The organism is Puniceibacterium sediminis, assembly GCF_900188035.1.
GTDB classification, from domain to species: domain Bacteria; phylum Pseudomonadota; class Alphaproteobacteria; order Rhodobacterales; family Rhodobacteraceae; genus Puniceibacterium; species Puniceibacterium sediminis.
Genome location: NZ_FZNN01000006.1, coordinates 171,655 through 194,995 on the forward strand (window position 1 = coordinate 171,655; position 23,341 = coordinate 194,995).

A 23,341-nucleotide genomic window follows, 5' to 3' on the forward strand; every position below is an offset into this window, starting at 1 on the left:
TTGCGCCCCATTACATGGCGCAACCCGCAGGGCGGTGCAATGGTCCGCTAAAAATGCCCGAAGGCGTTTTCGATCAGCCGCACGGCACCCTGGCCATCCACCAGCGCTACGTCAAAGCGCACATCGGTCAGTTGTCCCTGCGGCTGGGTACCAAGATATTCTTCTGCCGAGGCATAGATCCGACGCATTTGCGCCTTTGACAGACGTTCTGCCGCCCGCGCGAATGTGCGGCTTTTCTTGACCTCTATAAAAATCAGACCGTCGCCATCCCGGGCGATCAGGTCGATCTCTCCTGTCTGGCCGCGCCAGCGTGTCTGAACGATGGGATAGCCGCGGCGTTCGTAATCCCGGGCAACGCACAGTTCTGCGGAAAGCCCTGCCTGATAACTGACAGCGCCGGTATCGCGCGCCTTTTGGATGTGTTCGTTAGGTACGGCTGGCAATCCCAAACCCAATCATTGCGTCCGAATCAGTCCTGCCGACCGATCTTCATCGCCTGCTGGTATATTGCACGACGGGGCAAGCTGAACATCTGAGACACGAAATCCGCCGCGTCCCGCACCGACATCGTCTGCAAGGCATTTTCCAGAGCTTCGGTAACATCCTGTTCACTAACATTCGGTGAATCGGCCCGTGCCACCAGTACCACGATTTCGCCTTTCACATTGGTGTCCGTCAGGGACTCGGACAGGGATGACAGCGTCCCGCGCAGGCATTCCTCGAATTTCTTTGTAAGTTCCCGGCAAACGACAGCCTCGCGATCGCCCAGCGTTTCGGCGGCGTCGCGCAGCATCGCCGCGACGCGTTTGGGCGATTCGTAAAAAACCAGCGTTGCGGGCACATCGGCCAATGCCTTGAGCTGTGATTTGCGCTGACCGCTCGCGTTGGGCAGGAATCCCGCGAACAGGAACCTGTCGGTCGGCAACCCCGCCAGCGTCAGTGCCGTCACCACCGCAGACACACCGGGCGCAGTGGTCGCAGGGACGCCCTCCTCGACACAGGCGCGCATCAAGTCAAAGCCGGGGTCCGATATCATCGGCGTTCCCGCCTCGGATGCATAGGCGACCGACAGGCCTGCAGTCATATCCGCCATAAGACGCGGGCGCACCCGGTCGCCGTTGTGGTCGTGATAGGCCACCAGCGGACGGTCCCCCAGCGGCACGCCGTGGATCTCCATCAGCCTGCGCAGGCTGCGGGTATCCTCGGCCGCCAGCACATCCGCGTTGCGCAGAATATCCAGCGCCCGCAGTGTGATGTCCCGCGCATTGCCGATTGGCACCGCCACAAGATACAAACCCGGCGCCAATCTGCCCGCTGCTAGATTCCCCATTGGACCCATCCCTCGCGTCGTTTATGGTTACAGGTAATATTCGGCGGGTCGAACCCGCGCCCAACCCCGAGGGAGTTCGTCCACCATGTTTGCCGTTTTGTCCACCGCCCGCAAGGCGATCAGTCGCGGGGTCGTCATCGCATCCTGCCTTTGGCTCGCTGCCTGCGACGCCACTTTGACGAATTCACTCGGCGGGTCGAGCAGTGCGGGTGGGCCGCAAATTGACACCAACGCCCCGGTGCAGATCGCACTTTTGGTCCCCAAATCCGACCCAGGCGCCGGCACGGTCGCCCGCAGCCTGGAAGATGCCGTACGGCTGGCTATTGCTGATTTGCACGGCGTTCGTATCGACCTGCGCGTCTATGACACCGCCGGTCAGGCCGGTATGGCCGCCTCTCAGGCTCAACTCGCTGTGGACGAAGGTGCCAAGATCATTCTGGGTCCGCTCTTTGGCGAAGCTGCAAATGCCGCTGCAGTCGCTGTGGCTGACGAAGGCATAAACGTCCTGAGTTTTTCCAACAACACATCCATCGCGGGCGGCAATCTGTTCGTTCTTGGCGCGACCTTCGAGAACACAGCCGATCGGCTGATGGGCTATACCAGCGCGCAAGGCAAAGGCAATGTGGCCGTGCTTTACACAGACAACGTCGCCGGGACGCTGGGCCGCGACGCCATCACTGCCGCCGCCGCACGCACTGGCGGATCGGTCGTGGGTTCCGTACCATATGCGCTTAACACAGAAAGCCTCAATTCCGCGTTGAACCGGGTCAAGGGCATGGTCGACAGCGGCGCCGCTAACGCCATGTTCATCACCGATGACTACACGGGTGGCTTGGCCGTCGTTCTGCAGCTGGGGCCAGAAAGCGGCATCAACCCGGCCACGACCCAGTATTTGGGCCTGACGCGCTGGGATGTACGTCCGGACGCGTTCCACCTGCCGGGCATCGAAGGAAGCTATTTCACAATGCCCGACATCACCAAGAACGCCAACTTCGAGGCGCGCTATGCCAACGCCTACGGCAAAGCTCCGCACCCGCTCGCCGGTCTTGGGTATGACGGCATTGCTGCCATCGGTGCACTGGTGCGCCAGGGCCGCAAAGATGCACTAACCGCGCCGGCCCTGACCCAAGCGTCTGGATTCCAAGGGACCGGCGGTGTATTCCGGCTGCTGTCGGACGGAACAAACCAGCGCGGCCTGGCAGTCGCGACCATACGCAACAGCCAGGTGGTGATACTTGACCCTGCCCCAAGAAGCTTCGGCGGCGCCGGTTTCTAGAACCGCGCCAACGCATCCTGTCCCGGACGATCTGATCGCACCGGCAGCCACAATCTTTGACCGTCCCACGGTGCGAACAGCACTGTGGGAGGCCATAGCCGATGCGCCCGACGAACGCGCCGTGCGCGCCACCACAGTCGAGATTTTGGGTCGCGCCCGTGACGCCGGGCGCGACGCCATCGCCTCGGCCCTAGCCTTGCATCCGTTCGAGGCGGCTGGCACCACCCGCGCCTATACCTGGATCACCGACTGCCTGATCACGCTGGTCTGGGAAGTGGCGACAGAACGGCTCCACCAAAACGCCAATCCGACCAAGGGCGAACAGATCGCAGTGATGGCCGTTGGCGGATACGGTCGCGGCGAAATGGCACCGTTTTCTGATGTCGACCTGCTTTTCCTCACCCCCTACAAGATCACCGGCTGGGCCGAGAGTGTCATTGAATCGATGCTCTACATGCTCTGGGATCTCAAGCTGAAGGTCGGTCATTCTTCGCGTACCGTGAAGGATTGTCTTCGCCTTGGAGCGGAGGATTTCACCATCCGCACCGCCATGCTTGAGCACCGTTTCCTGATCGGCCACGCGCCTCTGGCAAAGGAATTGGACACCCGGCTGTGGAAGGAGTTGTTCAACGGCACTGCCCGCGAGTTTGTCGAAGCCAAGCTTGCCGAGCGTGACGCCCGGCATGAAAAGCAGGGCGGCCAGCGCTATGTGGTCGAACCCAACGTGAAAGAGGGCAAGGGCGGGCTGCGTGATTTGCAGTCGCTGTTCTGGATCACGAAATACGTCTACCATACCGAGGATACCGGCAAACTGGTCGGGTTGGGCGTTTTCAGCCCTGAGGAATACGCTACATTCGTGAAGGCGGAAACTTTTCTCTGGGCCGTGCGCTGCCATCTGCACCTGCTGGCCGGTCGGCCCCTTGAGCTGCTGACCTTCGACATGCAGGTCCCCGTCGCAGAGGCCATGGGCTACACCGACAAGGGTGGGCGACGCGCTGTCGAAATCTTCATGCAGAATTACTTTCGCCATGCCACGGCTGTCGGCGATCTGACCCGGATACTGCTCACCTCGCTCGAAGCGGATCACACCAAGGACGCGCCATTGTTGATGCGGTTCTTCAAACGGCCGCCGCAGGTCAAGCGCGGCTTTGTGGTTATCAACAACCGCATTGCCATCAGCGACGACAAGGCGTTCCTGTTGGACAAGATGAACATCCTGAGGCTGTATGAGGAAGGCCTGCGTACCGGCCTGCTGATCCATCCCAACGCGATGCGCCTTGTCTCTGCGAACCTGCACCTGATTGACGACGACATGCGCAACAACAAAGAGGCGCAGCGCATCTTTCTCGACCTGCTGCTGAAGCACGGCAACCCGGACCGCGCATTGCGCCGGATGAACGAGCTTGGCGTGCTCTCTGCCTTCATCCCGGAGTTCGAACCCATAGTGGCAATGATGCAATACAATATGTACCATCATTACACAGTCGACGAACACATCATCCAGTGTATCTGGCACCTGTCAGAGATTGAGACCGGTGCCCTTATCGAAGAGCTGCCTGTCGCCACTTCTGTCCTGGAAGAAGGCATCAACCGCAAGGTGTTGTATATTGCGCTGCTGTTACATGACATCGGCAAAGGGCGGGACGAAGATCATTCAATTCTTGGCGCGCAGATCGCACGCAAGGTTGCGCCGCGTCTAGGTCTGAACGCAAAGGATTCTGCCACGGTCGAATGGCTGGTTCGGCATCACCTCCTGATGTCCGACATGGCGCAGAAACGCGATATCGCCGACCCGCGCACGGTGCGTGACTTTGCCAAGGCGGTACAGACCCGCGAACGGCTCGACCTGCTGCTGGTACTTACCGTCTGCGACATCCGCGGCGTTGGCCCCGGGACCTGGAACAACTGGAAAGCGGCCCTGTTGCGAGCACTTTACCGCCAAACGCGCAACGGGCTTGAAAACGGGATGGAGGCGCTCAACCGCGAACGCCGCGGGACAGAGGCAAAGCGGCTGCTTAGCGAGGCACTGTCTGACTGGGACGCCAAGGATCTGCGCGTCGAAAAGGCGCGGCATTATCCGACGTACTGGCAGGGGCTGCACGTCACCGCCCATGTCGTCTTTGCCAACCTTCTAAAGGATCTTGGCACCGATGAAATCCGTATCGACATTCATCCGGATGAAGACCGCGACGCGACGCGTGTCTGCTTTGCCCTTGTGGATCACCCCGGCATCTTCTCGCGCCTAGCCGGGGCGCTCGCACTTGTCGGGGCCAACGTTGTGGACGCCCGGACCTATACTTCCAAGGACGGCTTCGCCACGGCGGCTTTCTGGATCCAGGACGCGGACGGGTCCCCATACGAATCCTCGCGCATCCCCCGCCTACGCCAGATGATCGCCAAGATTGTGCGCGGCGAAATCGTGGCGCGCGAGGCGATCAAGGACAAGGACAAGATCAAGAAGCGCGAGCGCGCCTTTAAAGTGCCCACATCGATCACCTTCGACAATGAAGGATCCGAAATCTACACCCTGATCGAGGTTGATACACGCGATCGGCCCGGCCTGCTGTATGATCTCACCCGGACGTTGGCGGCACATAATGTCTATATCGCGTCGGCCGTTATCGCGACTTTTGGTGAGCAGGTGGTCGATACCTTTTATGTCAAGGATATGTTCGGGCTCAAATTCTACTCCAGTTCCAAACAGAAGGCGCTGGAACGAAAGCTGCGCGATGCCATCGAAGCCGGTGCCGAACGCGCGATCTCCTGAACACCCTCAGCCCCCTGGGGGATCGCGATAACGACCGTGGGAAGAAACCGGTGCCTGGGAAACAAACAGGTACCCCTGGAAGATTTGCCGCACAGGATTAGCCATCACAGCTAGATCCGACGATTCAGAATAAAGAAATAGAAAACGCCGAACAATTGATGCCCGGCGTTTCTATATTGGAACGGCAGAGACCGATCAGGGTCGCAAATCAGAATTTCCGGCGTAGTACAGCAAGCCCCCCAAGCGCAGCAAACAGCATCCAGATCGCCGCAGGCAAAGGAACCGATGACGCCAGGCCACCATCAGTCGACAGGGGAAGACTGCCCGCCCAGGCCTGCTGATGGACCTGACCGTTCTGGTTAAACTCGTTTGCCACCAGCGTCCCGAAAATATTGTTGCTGTTGGATACAGTCGCCAAGGGTGCCAGGACGCTACCCACAAAGCGGTTCCCCAGATGCAGCGTCTCCGCCTCGAAAAAATTCCAGATCACATTGGCACCGACGTTCTGATCCGTATTGAAGTTCTGGCTGAACGACAGGTTGGTGCCGGATACGTTGATGAAGATGGCGCTGGCGCCGTTCAAAACAATGTCCAGTTCGTTACCAATAAACGACGCGGCAGAGACGTCGAAAACAGTGACCGCGCCCGCAACGCCGGAAAATCGAGTGCCCTGATTTGTATTGATCGCAGTGGTCGTAGCATTGGACGCCATGTCGCGGATGCCGACGGAGGCGGCCGTCAGAGTAGCCTGGAACTCATCGCGCACTTGGGTCAGGTCGGCGACACCCGTGGTGACGCTGCTGGCGTTGTTGACGCGGCCGCTGATGATGCTGCCACCGATGTCTACGGTTGCGTGCCCACGCGTGTTGACGTCACCGCTGCGGACATCGCCAACCACCGTCACATCGGCAAAAGACGAAGCCGGCGGTGTGTAGTTCGACGTTGTCATTCCGCCTGAATTGCCCGTCAGGTCACCGCCCACAAAGGCACGCCCATGGACGTTCGACGACAGGGCATGGTCAGAAAAGGTAACGAGGTTGAACTGGTTGAGAATCTCGTTGGCATTCATTGTCGCAGCGCCGACGGTCCCCGCGCAAAACAAGGCAATGGCGGCGGAAACCGTGGCGATCAGGCGACATTTCATCTCTGGCAAACTCCATACAAAAGCATCTGCGCGGCGCTACTTTGGGAGTACCCCCACGTCAACTGTGACGTCGCGTCTAAAATTTTCAACAAAAATTTCGGCTGTTCGGCCACGAATTGCGATGCGCCCGACTTTCCCGAACCAGAGCTGAGCCGCCGACTCCAAATATGTGGTCAGCACCACAAGTCAGTCGGCGCATCAACTTCAGGCATTGCGCGGTTCGGCCGAGGCACAGGCACGAGTCATGGCAAGCTGCTTTCCCCGCGTTGCGCAATGCTCTACTCCTGCGACGCGATCCCTGACCGCCAGACCGGAGCCTTTATGAAACCTATTCGCCTGATGTCGGGCATCCTGACAGTCGGTTTCTGGACCCTGGCCAGCCGTATCCTCGGGGTCGCACGTGAAATCATCATCCTGGCCCTCATCGGCCCCGGGCCGCTTTTGGATGCCTTTGTCGCGGCATTCCGCCTGCCCAACATGTTCCGCCGCTTCTTTGCCGAAGGCGCCTTCAACGCCGCTTTTGTCCCGATGTTTTCAAAGAAGTACACAGCCGGTGAGGATCCCGTGACTTTTGCCCGGGACGCGATGAACGGCCTGGCCTTCGTGCTGATGCTGATCACCGCCGTCGCGTTGATTTTCATGCCCGCGCTGGTCTATGCCACGGCCTCGGGCTTTGCCGCGTCCGAACGTTTCGATCTGACCGTGGGCTTTGGCCGGGTCGTGTTTCCCTATATTTTCTTCATCTCGCTCGCGGCGCTCTTTTCAGGTGTACTCAACGCGACGGGACGCTTTGCCGTGGCGGCTGCGGCGCCGGTTCTGCTTAACATCTTTGTCATAAGCGCCATGGTGGCTGCGCATTTTGCCGGGCAAGACGTTATCATGGCGCTGGTCTGGACCGTTCCCTTTGCCGGTGTCGCGCAACTGGCGCTGACCTGGTATGCGGCCCAAAAGGCAGGTATTTCAGTACGCCCCGGCCTACCGCGGCTGACACCGGATATGCGCCGCCTCATGCGCATTGCCATTCCCGCAGCCCTTGCCGGTGGGGTCATGCAGATCAACCTGCTGGTCGGACAGCAGGTCGCGTCGAACTTCGATAAGGCTGTGGGCTGGCTCTATGCCGCTGACCGGCTGTACCAACTGCCGCTTGGTGTGGTCGGCATTGCCGTCGGCATCGTACTGCTGCCCGACCTGTCGCGTCGTCTCAAGGCCCGCGACGACACGGGCGGGCGCGAGGCGTTTTCCCGCGCGGGCGAGATTTCTCTTGCCCTGACCGTTCCCTGCGCCGTCGCGCTGGTGGTGGTTCCGCTGCCGATGGTGTCAGTGCTGTTCCAGCGCGGCGCAACGGGGCCGGACGACAGCGCCGCCATCGCGCTAGCCGTTGCGCTCTATGGCCTGGGCCTGCCGGCATTTGTGCTGCAGAAGGTGCTGCAACCATTGTTCTTTGCGCGCGAAGACACCTGCACACCATTTCGCTATGCAGTCTGGTCGATGATCGCCAACGCCGTCATCGCCATCGGCCTTGCCCCGTATATCGGCTGGATCGCGCCCGCCATCGCCACGACAACCGCTGGTTGGCTCATGGTCATCATGCTGTTGATCGGCGGTCGTAAACTCGGCGAAGTCGCCCGCTTCGACGCCCGCTTTCGCCGACGACTGTGGCGCATCTGCCTTGCCTCCTTGATCATGGGCGCTGCAATGTGGGGAACTTTGGTGCTGCTTGGGCCGTTGTTTGGTCAGGCGGGCTTGCGTTATCTGGCGCTGCTGGCTTTACTTGGCGTAGGAGCTGCATCCTATGCCATTGTGGGCCAGTCACTGGGTGCGTTCAAACTGTCCGAGTTCCGCAACTCCCTGCGCAGAAAGCCCCGATAGCCCCATGGCCCTGACCTCGCTGATCACCGCCGCAGAAGGTTTTCCCGCCCTCGAACGGCTGGCGCTGGGGGCCCGGGAGGAACTGTTCCTTTCCTTTCGGATCTTTGATCCGCGCACCCGGCTGCACAGTCCCGAGGCGCGCGATCAGGGGCTTGAAACCTGGGCGGATCTCCTCACCCTCGTGGCGCGGCGTGGTGTGCGCATCCGGATGGTTCTGTCAGATTTCGACCCTCAGTTCACCTCGGAGTTGCACCGGCTTGCCTGGGCCTCAGCCAGCGGCTTTGCCTCGGCCATTGACGGCGACGTACAGATCCTTTGTGCGCCGCACGGGCAGGATGTCGGGCCGTTGTGGCGCTGGCTTCTGCATTTCAAGATTCAGCGCAGCATCCAGACTCTGCGGGGTGAAGATCCTGCGGAACTGACCCCGATCCAACGCAAGGTGCTGGAGTCCGGCCCCATCCTGCGTCCGGTGACGCTGCACCAGAAATGCGCCGTCGCAGACAGCAAGGACTGCATCATCGGCGGTCTGGATGTGGACGAACGCCGGTACGACACTTCGGATCATAACCGCCCGGCAGAAGAGACGTGGCATGATGTCAGCATGCAGGTGACAGGGGATTTCGCCGCCACGCTGCGCGCGCACCTGGCCGACACCTGGAACACGGCGCTGGAGTGCGGTGCGGCCTCTGTCGCGCAGCCCGCCATGCCGATGGACGTGTCGGCCTCTTCGCGCCAGACCACGGATACGCGATTGGTGCGGACCCTATCATCGCCCTGTCAGGGTTTTCGCGTGATCGAACCAAAAGCCCGGATAAAGGAACACGAAGAGGTTCTGATCAAGGCATTCGACAGCGCCCGACACAGCATCTACATCGAAACACAGTTCCTACGCCATCGGCCCATCGCCAACGCGATGGCAGCAGCTGCCCGTCGTGTCCCCGACCTGCAGTGCATCCTCGTACTTCCGGCAGAGCCGGACCGGGTCATGTTCGATGGTGATCGCGGCTGGGATGCGCGACATGCACAGGCATTGCAGCTGCGTGCGCTGGAAATCATCCGCGACGCCTTTGGCGACCGCCTGTCACTGATTGCCCCTGCCCGTCCCGTCAGTGCCCCGCCCGGTAAGGCGAGGCTTTTTGATGCGAGCCCAGTCTATGTGCATGCCAAGGTCACGCTGATCGACGACAATTTCGGTATGGTCGGATCGGCCAACCTGAACGGACGATCCATGCGGGCGGATACAGAGGCCTCTGTCCTGTTCCGCGATACGGATACGATCAACGATCTGCGTCGGCGCCTAGCGGTCAAGTGGCTGGGGGATGCGGCACAGACCGGTGACATCACTCGCGCCAACCTCTGGGTAGAAACAGCCAGAGCAAACGCGAATAAAGCGCCGGAAGAGCGTGACAGCTTTGCCCTGCCGTTCCCGTTTCGGCGGCTGCGCCGTTTTTCGCGACCGCTTCCGATCCTGCCGTCAGATATCTTTTGAACCGTCAGTCGCGCCGCACCAGCGACAAGATCTTGCGCCACCCACCGGGCACAAGGAACAGCGACAGTACAAACCCCACGCAAAAGCCGCCCAGATCCGCCACCCAGTCATTGTTGCTGCCAAACAGCAGACCGAACAGCAGCTGTAACCCCATCAGCATCCCGATCAGCGAAAACGCCCGTACCTGTTGGGAACCCATCTGCCCAAGCCGCACCCACAGCAGGTAGGTGAACGCCCCGATCAATCCGTAGATCGGCGGAAAGGCCCCGATCAGCGGGACAGGGCTGTTCAGGATCAGTCCATAGGCCAGCGCACCGCCGATGGACGATGCAACAAAGATCGCCAAGGTCGCCACGTTGCCCATCACTTCGCCAACCATCTTGCCTAGGGCGAGCAGCATCACGCAGCCGATTATCGCATGGGTGAACCCGGCGTGGATGAACGGATAGGTCACGAACCGCATCAAATGTTCGGGCGGATACTGACCAGTGGCCAGCATCCAGTTCATTATCTCGCCGGAGAAGGCATAGCGTTCGATCGCCGCCAGCCGCCAGCCAACGGCCCCCGGACCGCCAAGGATGCCCCTTGAACCAAGCGCAAAAGCCACTTCGGCACCGACCATCATCAGGAACAGCGCCACCACCACGGGCGGCAGCGGGTTCACCGGGTTTTCGTTGTGTGGGCTGGTCATGGTATGGGCCTCATCTGTGGTGCGTCTGGGGTACTGCGTGTTGACGGCACCCAAGCGCATGGGTAAGCCAGCGGAACCCATAATTCCAGACGGAGAATTGCCATGTCCGAGGGGGTCCAAACCTCTCCCGCCTTCACGCCCCGGGTTTTTTCGGGGATCCAGCCTTCGGGCGATCTGCATCTGGGAAACTATCTCGGCGCGCTCAAGCGCTTTGCCGATGCGCAGAACCAGGGTGTGCAGTCGATCTATTGCATGGTCGACCAGCACGCGATCACCGTCTGGCAGGAGCCGGCCAAGCTGCGTCAGGCGACCCGTGAACTGGCAGCAGGTTTCATCGCGTCGGGCATTGATCCGAAAAAATCCATCCTGTTCAACCAGAGCCAGGTCGCCGAACATGCGCAGCTCGGCTGGGTGTTCAACTGCGTGGCCCGCATGGGCTGGATGAAACGGATGACCCAGTTCAAGGACAAGGCGGGCAAGAATGCCGAAAATGCCTCGCTGGGACTGTTTGGCTATCCGGCGCTGATGGCAGCGGACATTCTGATTTATCATGCGACGCATGTCCCCGTGGGCGAGGATCAGAAGCAGCATATCGAACTGACCCGCGACATCGCGGCCAAGTTCAACCACGATTACGGCGTGGATTTTTTCCCGATGACCGAACCGGTGATCGAAGGTGCGGCAACTCGCGTCATGTCCCTACGCGACGGCTCCAAGAAGATGTCGAAATCCGACCCTTCCGAGGCCAGCCGCATCAATATGACCGACGACGCCGACACGATCGCGTCGAAGATCCGTAAAGCCAAGACCGATCCCGACGCCCTTCCCTCCGAAGCCGAAGGCCTGAAGGATCGCCCCGAGGCGCGCAATCTGGTCAACATTTACGCAGGCCTTGCCGACATGACGGTAGCCGAGGTTCTGGCGGAAAACGGCGGACAGCAATTTTCGGCCTTCAAGCCACGGCTGTCGGATCTCGCGGTAGCGAAGCTCGCCCCGATCTCGACCGAGATGGCCCGCCTGATGACCCAGCCAGACGAAATCGATGCCATCCTGCGCCACGGCGCGTCCCAGGCACGCGAAATCGCCGCGCCGATCCTTGCCAAGACCTATGACATCGTCGGGATGGTGCGCTGACGGTCTGACCGTCGTTCCCTCAACACACCTCTGCCCGGAGCAAGGCCACAGGCCCCGGGCAGAGGATCTACTTCGGGTCCATTACGGACCGGGCGGGCGACAAACCACTGTGCGCAAAAGCACGAAGTACGTTCGATAGTGACTATATCCAGATCTTTTCGCACAGCATAAATTGCATGTCGAAAGGACATCCCATGTCACACAAAACACATCCCCAGACCAGCATTGGTCACGTTCACCTCAAGGTTTCCAACCTCGACCGCGCGATCGCCTTTTATCGCGACGTGATGGGCTTCGAACTTCAGGTGACCTATGGCACGCAGGCGGCATTTCTTTCGGCTGGCGGCTATCATCATCACATCGGTCTCAACACTTGGGACAGCCGTGGCGGCACGCCCCCCGCGCCGGGCACCACCGGGCTTTACCATGTCGCCTTTCTCTACCCGGACCGCGCCGCCCTTGCCGCAACCTTCAAGAGCGTGTTGAACGCTGGTGTCCATATCTCTGGCGCTGCCGACCATGGCGTGTCCGAGGCGATCTATTTCAATGACCCCGACGGCAACGGGATCGAGATCTACCGCGACCGCCCGCAGGAGGAATGGCCGCGCGACGCTTCGGGAACGATAAAGATGTCGAACACGTCCTTCGATCTCGACGCGCTTCTGGCCGAAGCTCTCTGACCCTCTGGACCTCTCCTCCCCCGACGCCTAGTTTGCGCCAACACAACAAGGAGAGCCCCCATGGCCACCGGCACCCAGATCCGCACCTATTTCGAAGGCCAGTGGCACGATGGTGATATACCGGTGATCCGGGGCGCGGATCACGGTGCCTGGCTTGGCTCCAACGTCTTTGATGGCGCGCGGTATGTACACGGGCTGGCACCGGACCTTCTTGCTCATTGCGCACGCGTCAACCGCTCGGCCGAGGCATTGATGGTCACCCCCACGGTCCAGCCCGAGGATATGGTGAAAATCGTCTGGGACGGCCTGGCCGCCCACCCCAAGGACGCCGCCGTCTATATCCGCCCGATGTACTGGGCGCTGGACGGGGACAGCACTGCGATCGTGCCGAAACCCGGCGGCGACACCGGATTTGCCATCTGCCTGGAAGCCATCCCCATGGCACCTGACAGCGCCTCGACCACGCTGACCCGCACCCGGTTTCGCCGTCCGGTGATGGAGGACGCCGTAGTCAACGCCAAGGCCGCCTGCCTCTATCCCAACAACGCCCGCATGCTGGCCGAGGCGCGCGCCAAGGGCTTCGGCAACGCGCTGGTCGCCGATGCGATGGGCAACGTCGCGGAATCCGCCACCGCGAACGTGTTCATGGTCAAGGACGGAACTGTACTGACCCCGATCCCGAATGGCACCTTCCTGTCCGGCATCACCCGGGCACGCCATATCAGCAACCTGCGCGCTGACGGGGCCGATGTGGTCGAAACAGTCCTCACCTTTGATGACTTTCATGCCGCCGACGAAATCTTTCTGTCCGGCAACATGAACAAGGTGACCCCGGTCACCGCTTTTGACGACACCCAGTACCAGGTCGGCCCGGTCACGCGACATGTGCGAGAGCTTTACTGGGAATGGGCGCGATCCGAAGGATGAGTACGGCGCTGCCCGCCTGACTAAATATCAGGCCCTATCAAGTACAAGATACGATCTGGCCCCCCGGGCATAAGCCACCTCATCAACCTCAAGACCCACCAATATGCTGATAAATCATAATAATAACAGGATAATGGCTACCTGCGGACAGTCAATTAAGGCGCAAATCGAGTGAAAATTCAGTTTGATTGATCCATGTCATAAACAAATCGTTTAGCTTTTCAGCCGTATCTTCCGACATCCCTGAGTTTCACGCAGGCCAAGGTTTTGAACCTTGGCAAAGTGGCGGAGAGTGTTTGATGAAAAGCTTTATCCTGACAATTTTGACATCGCTTATGTTCGCCACCAGTTCGGGGGCCGTTATTCTTTCATTCGATGATGTGCCCGGCGGCAGCATTCAGAATGGCGACGGAAATATGCCTACGTATCAGGGCTATGTTTTTTCCTATACACTCGACTGGGTCGATCTTGAGGGGAGCGTCTGGAAGTATGGCGCGCACAGCGGTGACTTTGCGATCCTTAACAACAACGCCGGCATCGGAAGCGTCATGGCCGATGACAACTCGGATTTTACCTTTGAAGGTCTTTGGGCAAAGATGTGGTATACCCCCAAGGAAAGCGGTGATTATGCAACGCTGTCTGGCACGCTGGAAGGCTATAACGACGGGAACTTGATCTGGTCCATCAGCACCGTTTTGAACGGCAGCTACCAATATTTCGTGGCACAGGAAGGTCCGATAGATGACCTTCGACTTGGGTTCGGGAATTATTTTCTTGTGGATGATCTGGAGCTGAAAGAATATTCACCGCCCGTGCCAGTGCCAGTGCCTGCGGGATTACCTCTTATGTTAGGCGGGCTTGGCATGATTGCGTTACTCAGGTTCAGACCGCGAACTTCATAGTTCTGCAGTGAGAAAAATATTTTCAGCGGCTTGAACGGCCCCGGTCACTGACGCTTGACCTGGGCAATTTGCCAGATCAACATCATTGCCCAACGCGAAGGGGTTTCTGCTTTCGCGGTATCAGGCTGTCACGGATTGCAGTACAATGCTCCGTGGTTGCCAGCAACATGCACCTGCGCCATGATCCCCTGCGAAGGAGACTCCCGATGCGCAAGTTCCTCGTCGTGCTGGATGACAGCCGCGAATGTCTTAACGCGATGCGGTTCGCCGCCATGCGCGCCGCCAAGACCGGCGGCGGGGTGGCGATCCTTTCCGTGATCCCGCCGGATGACTTCAATCACTGGATCGGCGTCGGCGACATCATGCGCGAAGAGGCGCGCGAACGCATCGTCGCGCATTTCGAGGTTTTCGCCAAATGGATGCGCGACAAGCAGGGCGTCGACCCCGAACTGGTCATCCGCGAAGGCGAGCCGGTGCAAGAGATCATTGAACAGGTCAAGGACGACCCAGATATCGGGGTCCTCGTCCTTGGTGCCGGAACCGACAAGAAGGGACCGGGCCCACTTGTCTCCCAGCTTAGCCGGAGCTCGGGCAGCCTGCCCATCCCGATCACCATCGTGCCCGGCGATATGTCCAAGGAACGGCTGGAAGCGATCACCTGATCCACCAGCCCAAACGCTCCGGCCGGTAATCAGTTTAGAATTGTTCCAAACCTTGACGCAGCCCCGCCGCAGGCGCATATAGTAGGCAATCCAGAAAGGAACGGCACAGATGTTCATTCAGACCGAATCCACACCGAATCCGGCAACTCTCAAATTCCTGCCCGGCCAGACCGTTCTGGACATGGGCACCGCTGATTTCCCAAGCGCCGAGGGCGCTGCCGCCTCCCCTCTTGCCACCCGCCTTTTCACTGTGACCGGGGTCAAGGGCGTGTTCTTTGGCAACGATTTCGTCACTGTGACCAAAGCCGAAGAGACTGACTGGGACCACGTCAAACCAGCGATCCTTGGTGCCATCATGGAGCATTTCCAGTCCGGTCAGCCGGTCATGGCAGATGATGCCCAGCAGGCAGGCAGCGGTCATGCCGCACATGACGGCGCGGATTCCGAAATTGTCGGCCAGATCAAGGAACTGCTCGACAGCCGTGTCCGTCCGGCCGTTGCTCAGGATGGCGGCGACATCACCTTCCACGGCTTTGACCGCGGTGTGGTCTATCTGCACATGCAGGGCGCTTGCGCCGGCTGCCCCTCTTCGACCCTGACGCTGAAGATGGGGATTGAAAATCTGCTGCGCCACTACATCCCCGAGGTCACCGAAGTGCGCCCTGTCGCCGTCTGAGGCCGCCAGTTGTGAATGATAGCTTGGGCGCGCGGGGCAATCCCGCCGCCTTGGCCGCGCTGCAATCGCGCGCCTATCGCGACATGTCCCCATGGTCGGCCCGTGATTTCGCCGACCTGCTGGACCATCCCACCGCTCTCCTGACCGCTCAGCCCCATGCATTTTGTTTGGGACGTATAATCGTGGACGAAGCAGAGATCCTTGCGCTGGCCACCGACCCGGCCCATCAGCGCCAAGGACTGGCCTCGGGCATCCTCCTCTCCTTTCTGCAAGCGGCCGCCGGGCGCGGTGCGGTGACTGTCTTTCTTGAAGTCGCCGCCACCAACGTCGCCGCACTGGCTTTTTATCGAAAACACGGGTTTGATCAGTCCGGGCTGCGCAAGGGCTACTACCCACAGCCAGACGGCAGCCGCACCGACGCCCTGCTCATGTCGCGCGCACTGACCCAAGGTCACGGCCCCAACTCCTGACATCGCCCCTTGCTGCAATGCAAAAAGCTGTTGACCCTCCCGTGCGGAAACGGCCTTAATTGTACCTGATCTGCTTTGATCCACCGAACGCGGCCCGGGTGCGCCCGCCGCGTCATTAACCATCTGGGAGCGACCTATGACCCTCATGCAGAAATTCCTCGGCGCGGCCGCAACGCTGGCCCTGACGTCCGGGGCTGCCCTTGCCGACCCCGCGCTCATCTACGACCTTGGCGGGAAGTTCGACAAATCCTTTAACGAGGCCGCGTTCAACGGTGCCACCAAATGGGCCGAAGAAACCGGCGGTTCCTTCAAGGATATCGAACTTCAGTCCGAAGCGCAGCGCGAGCAGGCCCTGCGCCGCTTTGCCGAAGCCGGCTTCAATCCGGTTGTGACCACCGGCTTTTCCATGTCCACACCGATCGCATCCGTCGCCGCAGATTATCCCGACACCAAGTTCGTGACCATCGACGGCTATGTTGATCCGGCTGAGCACCCGAACGTCCTGTCGATCCTCTTTGCCGAACATGAGGGCAGCTACCTTGTCGGTATGCTGGCCGCGATGGCGTCGAAATCAGGCACAGTCAGCTTTGTTGGCGGCATGGACATTCCGCTGATCCGCAAATTCGCCTGTGGCTATGCCCAGGGCGTGAAGGCCGTGAACCCCGACGCCACCGTGATTTCCAACATGACCGGCACGACGCCTGCCGCCTGGAACGACCCCGTCAAGGGTTCGGAGCTGACCAAGGCACAGATTTCGCAAGGCTCTGACGTCGTGTTCGCAGCTGCCGGCGGAACCGGGCTTGGCGTGCTTCAGACCGCTGCTGACGAAGGCATCCTGTCCATCGGCGTCGATTCCAACCAGAACTACCTGTTTCCGGGCAAGGTCCTGACTTCGATGCTTAAGCGCGTCGATGTCGCCACAGCCGAGGCGATGGCCGCCGGTGCGGATCTGGAAACCGGCGTCAAGGCGCTGGGACTTGCAGAGGATGGCGTCGGCTATGCGCTTGACGACAACAATGCTTCGCTGATCTCTGACGACATGAAAGCCGCGGTCGAAGACGCCAAGGCCAAGATCATCGCAGGTGAAATCTCGGTTCACGACTACTCCTCCGACGACAGCTGCCCGGCGATCAGCTTCTGATCTTACGTACCCCTTCGGGGTGACAGACACAGACAGGGCCGCGCACCCACAGCGCGGCCCTGTCCCCTTCCGACACACAGGTAAGCACCGCATGACCGACCCCGTCCCCGCGATCGAGCTCAAAGGCATATCCAAGGCCTTCGGCCCGGTGCAGGCAAACAAAGATATCTCGATCCGCGTAATGCCCGGCACGATCCACGGCATCATCGGGGAAAACGGCGCGGGCAAGTCGACCCTGATGTCGATCCTTTACGGCTTCTACAAGGCCGACGCGGGCGAAGTGTTCATCTCTGGCAAAAAGACCGAGATCCCCGACAGTCAGGCCGCCATCAGCGCCGGTATCGGCATGGTCTTTCAGCACTTCAAGCTGGTGCAGAATTTCACAGTTCTGGAAAACGTCATCCTTGGGGCCGAGGACGGTGGCCTGCTGCGCCCCAGTCTGGCCAAGGCGCGTGGCACACTGAAGAAACTGGCCGAAGAATACGAACTTTCGGTTGACCCTGATGCGCTGGTTGAAAACCTGTCCGTTGGCCACCAGCAGCGGGTCGAGATCCTCAAGGCGCTGTACCGGCAGGCCGATATCCTGATCCTGGACGAACCGACAGGCGTGCTGACTCCGGCCGAGGCCGACCACCTGTTCCGCATCCTTGACAACCTGCGGGCCGAGGGTAAGACGATCATCCTGATCACCCACAAACTGCGCGAAATCATGGAGATTACCGACACGGTTTCGGTGATGCGCCGCGGCAAAATGACGGCGACGGTCAAGACGTCAGAAACATCCCCCGAGGATCTTGCCGAACTGATGGTAGGCCGCAAGGTCCTGCTCCGGGTCGACAAGACGCCCGCTAAACCCGGTGCCAAGCTGCTCGAAGTCACCGACCTCCACCTCTGGGACGAAAACGGAGTTGAGCGCCTCAAGGGCGTATCACTTGACCTGCGGGCGGGCGAGGTGCTTGGCCTTGCCGGGGTCTCGGGCAACGGCCAGTCCGAACTGCTCGAAGTGCTGGGCGGTTACGCCACCGCAACCGGCAGCGTCCGCGTCAATGGCAAGGAGATTGCTCTATCCGGCAGGGACTGCACAGGTCAGGCCCGTCGCGCCATCGGCATCGGCCATGTCCCCGAAGACCGCCAGCACGAGGGGCTGATCCTGCCCTACACCGCCTGGGAGAACGCCTGTTTCGGCTACCACCGCGACCCGTCCTACCAGTCCGGCATCCTGATGAACAACGCCGCAATCCGCGAAGATGCCAAGGGCAAGATGGAGCGGTTCGACGTCCGCCCTCCTAACCCGAACCTCGCTGCCCGCAACTTTTCCGGCGGCAACCAGCAGAAGATCGTCCTCGCCCGCGAGATCGAGCGCAATCCCGACATCCTGCTGATTGGCCAGCCCACCCGGGGCGTGGACATCGGCGCCATCGAATTCATCCATCAGCAAATCATCCGCCTGCGCGACGAAGGCAAGGCTATCCTCCTCGTCTCGGTAGAACTGGACGAGATCTTTTCGCTTTCGGACCGTATCGCAGTCATGTTTGACGGTCAGATCATGGGGGTCCGCGACGCCGCCAAGACGGATCAGCGCGAGTTGGGTCTGATGATGGCCGGGATCACCGGTGACGGCACCACGGACGCCGCCAAGGCTGCACAGCATGGCTGATACCCCACACCACAAAAGGCCCACCCTGCATGGATAAGATGCCCGCCTGGGCCGACGCATTCCTCGTCCCCCTGATATCACTTATACTGGCCGCGCTGCTGTCGGCGCTGGTGATCCTCGCCATCGGCGAAAGCCCGACCGAGGCGCTCAAGCTGATGGTCGAGGGCGCGCTCATGCGATCGGCAGGCTGGGGTTACACGCTCTATTACGCGACGAATTTCATCTTCACCGGCCTTGCCGTATCGGTCGCCTTCCACGCCCGCATGTTCAACATCGGCGGCGAAGGGCAGGCCACGCTGGGTGGCCTTGGCGTTGCACTGGTGTGCCTTTACCTGCCCTGGCCGCACTGGTCTCTGGCGCTGATAGGTGCGTCTCTTGGCGCTGCGGCCTTTGGCGCGCTCTGGGCGCTGATCCCGGCCTGGCTTCAGGCCAAGCGCGGCAGCCATATCGTGATCACCACGATCATGTTCAACTTCATCGCGGCGGCCTTGCTGAACTATGTCCTCGTGAACCTGCTCAAACCCGCAGGCGCCATGGACCCCGCTAGTGCGACCTTCCCTGACGCAACGCACCTTCCCACCTTCCAGCAGATGTTCTCGACTGCAGATAACCCACTCTTCCGCGGCGCCCCGGCGAATATCTCATTCTTTCTTGCGCTGATCGCCTGCGTCGCCGTCTGGCTGCTGATCTGGCGCACCCGGCTGGGATACGAGATCCGCGCCCTCGGCCATTCCGAATCCGCCGCGCGCTATGCCGGCATTTCGCCGGTTCGCATCATCGTCATCGCCATGCTGATTTCCGGCGGTCTGTCGGGTTTGATGGCGGTCAACACCACGATGGGTGAATCCGAACGCCTGCTGATGAACGCCACAGAAGGCGCGGGCTTTATCGGCATCGCCGTCGCGCTGATGGGACGCAACCACCCCTTTGGCGTCTTGCTCGCTGCCCTTCTGTTCGGCTTTCTGTACCAAGGCGGCGCGGAATTGGCGCTCTGGACCAGCATCCCGCGGGAGTTGATCGTGGTCATCCAGGCGCTGGTGATCCTGTTCACCGGCGCGCTCGACAACATGGTGCGGATGCCGCTGGAACGGTTGTTCCTTTTGTTGCGCCGCACACCAAAAGGCCCGGCTGAATGACAAACCATCTTCGTGCCTTTCTTCCGGGTGCCATCTTCACCCTCACCGCCTTCCGCCTCGCAACTGAACGGAGCTGAGACCATGGACTACCTCACCCTCCTTCAGGTTCTCGACTCGACCGTGCGACTAGCCACCCCACTGCTGCTCGCCTGCCTTGCCGGGCTGTTCTCTGAACGCGCCGGGATTTTCGACATCGGGCTCGAAGGCAAGATGCTGATGGCGGCCTTCTTCTCGGCGGCTGTCGCGTCTGTCACCGGGTCGGTCTGGCTGGGCCTGCTGGCCGGGATCGCCAGTTCGATGGTGCTATCGGGGATCCACGGCCTTGCCTCGATCACCTTCCGGGGCAACCAGTTGATTTCGGGTGTGGCGATCAACTTCCTTGCCGCCGGCCTGACCGTTCTGATCGCACAGCATTGGTTTTCCCAAGGCGGTCGCACCCCGTCGCTGATGGGCGGCGGAAGGTTCACCGACATCACCCTGCCCTTTGCAGATGCGCTGTCCGGCGTGCCGATCCTGGGACCAACCTATGCCGAGCTGATTTCCGGCCACTCGATCCTGGTTTACGTTGCCTTTGCCTGTGTTCCGCTGACCTGGTGGATGCTCTACCGCACCCGTTTCGGCCTGCGCCTGCGCGCAGTGGGCGAAGCCCCCGAAGCCGTCGACACAGCCGGCGTGTCTGTCATTGGCCTGCGCTACGCCGCCGTGGCAATCTGCGGCCTGCTCTGCGGTATCGCCGGGGCCTACCTCGCCACTGGCCTGCAGGCCGGGTTCGTCAAGGATATGACGGCCGGACGTGGCTATATCGCCCTTGCCGCACTGATCTTTGCCAAGTGGCGGCCATGGTACGCGCTTTCCGCCTGTCTGTTGTTCGGCCTGCTTCAAGCAGTGGCGCTGCGCTACCAGAACATCGATCTTGGCGGTTTCATCATTCCAGTGCAGGTCATGGACGCCCTGCCCTATATCCTGACCGTGGTCATCCTCGCCGGTTTTGTCGGCAAGGCGATCCCGCCCCGTGCGGGCGGGGAGCCTTATGTGAAAGAACGCTGAGCTCCCATTCCGGCATCCGGTGGCGTCACCTGCCAGGGCGACGCCACCGTGCAAAAACCGCGCGTGTCCAAAGCACAGCGCCCACGAAACTGCACTAAATCCAAGCTGTGTAGTTGCCAATCGTCACCCCCCCGCGCAATGTGGTTCCATGCAGATCTACCTCCCCATCGCCGAGGTGTCGGTCAATCTCTTCGTCCTTCTCGGTCTGGGAACGATTGTGGGGATGTTGTCCGGAATGTTCGGTGTGGGCGGCGGCTTTCTGATTACCCCGCTGCTGTTTTTCCTTGGCATTCCCCCGGCGGTCGCCGTGGCCACCGGCGCCAACCAGATTGTCGCCTCATCGATCTCGGCGGTTCTCGCCCACCTCAAACGCAAGACGGTCGATCTGCGCATGGGTGTTGTCCTGCTGATCGGCGGGTTGTTCGGATCGGGCTTCGGCGTCTACGTCTTCAACATCCTGCGCGAACTCGGCCAGGTCGATCTGCTCGTGCGGCTCTGTTACGTGCTGTTCCTTGGCATCATTGGCGCGCTGATGTTCGTCGAATCCCTGCGTGCCCTGCGCAGTTCCAAACGTGGCGCTCCGCCCAAGCGGCGACAGCACGGCTGGGTCCATGGCCTGCCGTTCAAGGTGCGGTTCCGCACTTCGGGTCTCTATATCTCGGCTATTCCGCCGCTGGCCGTCGGGTTTTCCGTCGGCATCCTTGCCGCGATCATGGGCGTCGGCGGCGGCTTCATCATGGTTCCGGCAATGATTTACCTGCTGGGCATGCCGACCAAGGTGGTCATCGGCACATCCTTGTTCCAGATTATCTTTGTCACCGCATTCACCACGCTGCTGCACGCCACCACCAGCATGACTGTCGACATTGTCCTCGCGCTTGCGCTGATCGTCGGCGGGGTGATCGGAGCGCAGTTCGGCACCGTGATCGGAATGCGCATGAAAGCCGAACAGCTGCGCATCCTGCTGGCGGTGCTTGTCCTTGCAGTGTGTGGCAAGATTGCACTCGAACTCCTGCTGCGCCCGGCCGAAATCTACTCCCTCTCCGCAGGGGGCTTCTGATGCGTGGGCTTGCCGTTCTCCTGCTGATGCTCTGCGCTCCTGCGCTGGCGCAGGAAGGTGCCCCACCGCAGGAAGAAGTGGTTTTGGGCCTGAGCCAGAACGAAGTTTCGATCAGTACCGACTTCGACGGTTCAGACATCCTGATCTTTGGCGCGATCAAGCGCGAAACCCCGATCCCCGATGGCCCGCCAATCCAGGTGTTGATCACTGTTTCGGGACCCTCGGTGCCGATCACCGTGCGGCGCAAGGAACGCCGCTTCGGGATCTGGGTCAATACCGACGCGGTTGATGTCGACTCCGCCCCTTCGTTCTATGCCGTCGCCACCTCGGCGTCCTGGTCGCAGACCATCTCGGATATCGAAGATTTGCGCCACCGCGTTTCAATCCCGCGCGCCATACGATCGGTCGGCGCGCCGATGACCGTTCAGGACAGCCAGAGCTTTACCGCCGCCATCATCCGGATACGCAAGGAAAACGGCCTTTATCAGCGCGCCGAAGATACCGTGGACGTCAGCCAGCAAACCCTGTTCAACACCGCTATTAGGATGCCGGCCAACCTTACCGAAGGTGCTTATCGCACTCGGATCCTGCTCACCCGGGGTGGCAAGGTTATATCCCAACGCGAGGCAGTGATCGAAGTACGCAAGGTCGGGCTTGAACGCTGGCTGTTCAACCTGTCGCGCGAACAGCCTCTGGCCTATGGACTGCTCTCCATCGCAATCGCAATCGCGGCCGGCTGGGGTGCCTCTGCCGCCTTCCGCATGATCCGGTCCTGATGGCCAGGCCCCTCCTCCCTCCGACCCGCGCCGCCTTTGGCGCCTTTCGTGCCCTGCCGACTCGCTGGGCAGACAATGACGCCTACGGCCACATGAACAACGCCACCTATTTCGCGCTTTTCGACACGGCGGTCAGCCTTTGGCAGATGGAACAGGGGATGGTGATCGACGGCCCTGACCCGACACGGTTCCTGGTGGTCGAAAACGGCTGCACCTATTTTGCCGAGGTCGGCTTTCCTGAAATCTTGCACGCGGGCCTGCGGCTCGCCCATCTGGGCAACTCATCCTTTCGCACAGAAATCGCCCTGTTCCGCAACGACGCGGATACCGCCGCCGCCATGGGCTTTTTCGCGCAGGTGCATGTGGATGCGTCGGGACGCCCAAGTCCGCTGCCGGACAGCGTACGTGCAGCCCTCTCAACCCTCGCCACCTGACCACCCTCCGGTCAATGCGTCAGGGTGTAACCCGCGCCGAGCTACGCGCCCGCAAACGCGCGGGGCGCGATAT

22 protein-coding genes are annotated in these 23,341 nt (G+C 60.7%); 18 read left to right on the top strand and 4 right to left on the bottom strand.

What is annotated here, in order from left to right; genetic code table 11:
* Positions 1-47: 47 nt before the first annotated feature.
* Together CHB75_RS08875 and rsmI are read right to left on the bottom strand one after the other, a co-directional pair.
* Positions 48-443, bottom strand: coding sequence for a YraN family protein (locus CHB75_RS08875; RefSeq protein ID WP_245840831.1), 396 nt, complete (start codon positions 441-443; stop codon positions 48-50).
* Between the two features lie 26 nt (positions 444-469).
* Entirely contained in the window at positions 470-1,330 is an 861-nt protein-coding gene (gene rsmI, locus CHB75_RS08880; RefSeq protein WP_089270177.1) for a 16S rRNA (cytidine(1402)-2'-O)-methyltransferase, read from the bottom strand.
* 85 nt (positions 1,331-1,415) lie between these two features.
* Between rsmI and CHB75_RS08885 the strand changes: the two genes are divergently transcribed.
* The gene (locus tag CHB75_RS08885; RefSeq protein ID WP_089270178.1) at positions 1,416-2,606 is read left to right on the top strand and encodes a penicillin-binding protein activator; all 1,191 of its coding nucleotides are present in this window, start codon (positions 1,416-1,418) and stop codon (positions 2,604-2,606) included.
* Positions 2,566-5,373 carry a [protein-PII] uridylyltransferase gene (locus tag CHB75_RS08890; RefSeq protein WP_089270179.1) on the top strand — a complete coding sequence of 936 codons (2,808 nt, stop codon included), beginning with the start codon at positions 2,566-2,568 and terminating at the stop codon, positions 5,371-5,373. Before CHB75_RS08885 ends, CHB75_RS08890 begins: the two co-directional genes overlap by 41 nt.
* Positions 5,374-5,581: 208 nt before the next feature.
* Here the strand turns inward: CHB75_RS08890 and CHB75_RS08895 are convergent, their stop codons facing one another.
* Positions 5,582-6,517: a collagen-binding domain-containing protein gene (locus CHB75_RS08895; RefSeq protein WP_089270246.1), complete on the bottom strand. Its 936-nt coding sequence runs from the start codon at positions 6,515-6,517 to the stop codon at positions 5,582-5,584.
* A gap of 321 nt (positions 6,518-6,838) precedes the next feature.
* On the opposite strand from CHB75_RS08895, the gene murJ reads away from it, so the two are divergent.
* Both murJ and CHB75_RS08905 read left to right on the top strand, forming a co-directional pair.
* On the top strand, positions 6,839-8,386 hold the full coding sequence (gene murJ, locus CHB75_RS08900) for a murein biosynthesis integral membrane protein MurJ (RefSeq protein WP_089270180.1): 1,548 nt from the start codon (positions 6,839-6,841) through the stop codon (positions 8,384-8,386).
* Between the two features lie 4 nt (positions 8,387-8,390).
* The gene (locus CHB75_RS08905; protein WP_089270181.1) at positions 8,391-9,875 is read left to right on the top strand and encodes a phospholipase D family protein; all 1,485 of its coding nucleotides are present in this window, start codon (positions 8,391-8,393) and stop codon (positions 9,873-9,875) included.
* Between the two features lie 4 nt (positions 9,876-9,879).
* On the opposite strand, the gene CHB75_RS08910 is transcribed toward CHB75_RS08905, so the two are convergent.
* The gene (locus CHB75_RS08910) at positions 9,880-10,566 is read right to left on the bottom strand and encodes a rhomboid family intramembrane serine protease (protein ID WP_089270182.1); all 687 of its coding nucleotides are present in this window, start codon (positions 10,564-10,566) and stop codon (positions 9,880-9,882) included.
* Between the two features lie 102 nt (positions 10,567-10,668).
* Here CHB75_RS08910 and trpS point away from each other — a divergent pair, with 102 nt between their 5' ends.
* The 14 genes from trpS to CHB75_RS08980 all read left to right on the top strand — a co-directional run bounded on the left by trpS (position 10,669) and on the right by CHB75_RS08980 (position 23,268).
* Positions 10,669-11,700, top strand: a complete 1,032-nt coding sequence (trpS, locus tag CHB75_RS08915) for a tryptophan--tRNA ligase (RefSeq protein WP_089270183.1) — start codon at positions 10,669-10,671, stop codon at positions 11,698-11,700.
* A 194-nt stretch (positions 11,701-11,894) separates the two neighbouring features.
* Positions 11,895-12,380 carry a VOC family protein gene (locus tag CHB75_RS08920; RefSeq protein ID WP_089270184.1) on the top strand — a complete coding sequence of 162 codons (486 nt, stop codon included), beginning with the start codon at positions 11,895-11,897 and terminating at the stop codon, positions 12,378-12,380.
* 60 nt (positions 12,381-12,440) lie between these two features.
* On the top strand, positions 12,441-13,307 hold the full coding sequence (locus CHB75_RS08925; RefSeq protein ID WP_089270185.1) for a branched-chain amino acid aminotransferase: 867 nt from the start codon (positions 12,441-12,443) through the stop codon (positions 13,305-13,307).
* Between the two features lie 299 nt (positions 13,308-13,606).
* A complete protein-coding gene (locus tag CHB75_RS08930; RefSeq protein WP_089270186.1) occupies positions 13,607-14,209 on the top strand; it encodes a hypothetical protein in 603 nt (200 codons plus the stop codon).
* A gap of 206 nt (positions 14,210-14,415) precedes the next feature.
* The gene (locus tag CHB75_RS08935) at positions 14,416-14,871 is read left to right on the top strand and encodes a universal stress protein (RefSeq protein ID WP_089270187.1); all 456 of its coding nucleotides are present in this window, start codon (positions 14,416-14,418) and stop codon (positions 14,869-14,871) included.
* Between the two features lie 109 nt (positions 14,872-14,980).
* Positions 14,981-15,547 (top strand): NifU family protein, encoded by a 567-nt coding sequence (locus CHB75_RS08940; RefSeq protein WP_089270188.1) that lies wholly within the window; start codon positions 14,981-14,983, stop codon positions 15,545-15,547.
* An 11-nt stretch (positions 15,548-15,558) separates the two neighbouring features.
* On the top strand, positions 15,559-16,017 hold the full coding sequence (locus CHB75_RS08945; RefSeq protein WP_245840833.1) for a GNAT family N-acetyltransferase: 459 nt from the start codon (positions 15,559-15,561) through the stop codon (positions 16,015-16,017).
* Between the two features lie 136 nt (positions 16,018-16,153).
* Positions 16,154-17,158 (top strand): BMP family lipoprotein, encoded by a 1,005-nt coding sequence (locus tag CHB75_RS08950; protein WP_089270189.1) that lies wholly within the window; start codon positions 16,154-16,156, stop codon positions 17,156-17,158.
* A gap of 91 nt (positions 17,159-17,249) precedes the next feature.
* The gene (locus CHB75_RS08955) at positions 17,250-18,815 is read left to right on the top strand and encodes an ABC transporter ATP-binding protein (protein WP_089270190.1); all 1,566 of its coding nucleotides are present in this window, start codon (positions 17,250-17,252) and stop codon (positions 18,813-18,815) included.
* A gap of 29 nt (positions 18,816-18,844) precedes the next feature.
* Positions 18,845-19,951 carry an ABC transporter permease gene (locus CHB75_RS08960; RefSeq protein ID WP_089270191.1) on the top strand — a complete coding sequence of 369 codons (1,107 nt, stop codon included), beginning with the start codon at positions 18,845-18,847 and terminating at the stop codon, positions 19,949-19,951.
* An 81-nt stretch (positions 19,952-20,032) separates the two neighbouring features.
* Positions 20,033-20,998 (top strand): ABC transporter permease, encoded by a 966-nt coding sequence (locus tag CHB75_RS08965; protein WP_089270192.1) that lies wholly within the window; start codon positions 20,033-20,035, stop codon positions 20,996-20,998.
* 148 nt (positions 20,999-21,146) lie between these two features.
* On the top strand, positions 21,147-22,058 hold the full coding sequence (locus CHB75_RS08970; protein ID WP_089270193.1) for a sulfite exporter TauE/SafE family protein: 912 nt from the start codon (positions 21,147-21,149) through the stop codon (positions 22,056-22,058).
* Positions 22,058-22,834, top strand: coding sequence for a TIGR02186 family protein (locus CHB75_RS08975; RefSeq protein ID WP_089270194.1), 777 nt, complete (start codon positions 22,058-22,060; stop codon positions 22,832-22,834). Before CHB75_RS08970 ends, CHB75_RS08975 begins: the two co-directional genes overlap by 1 nt.
* The gene (locus CHB75_RS08980) at positions 22,834-23,268 is read left to right on the top strand and encodes an acyl-CoA thioesterase (protein WP_089270195.1); all 435 of its coding nucleotides are present in this window, start codon (positions 22,834-22,836) and stop codon (positions 23,266-23,268) included. Before CHB75_RS08975 ends, CHB75_RS08980 begins: the two co-directional genes overlap by 1 nt.
* The last annotated feature ends 73 nt before the right edge of the window (positions 23,269-23,341 follow it).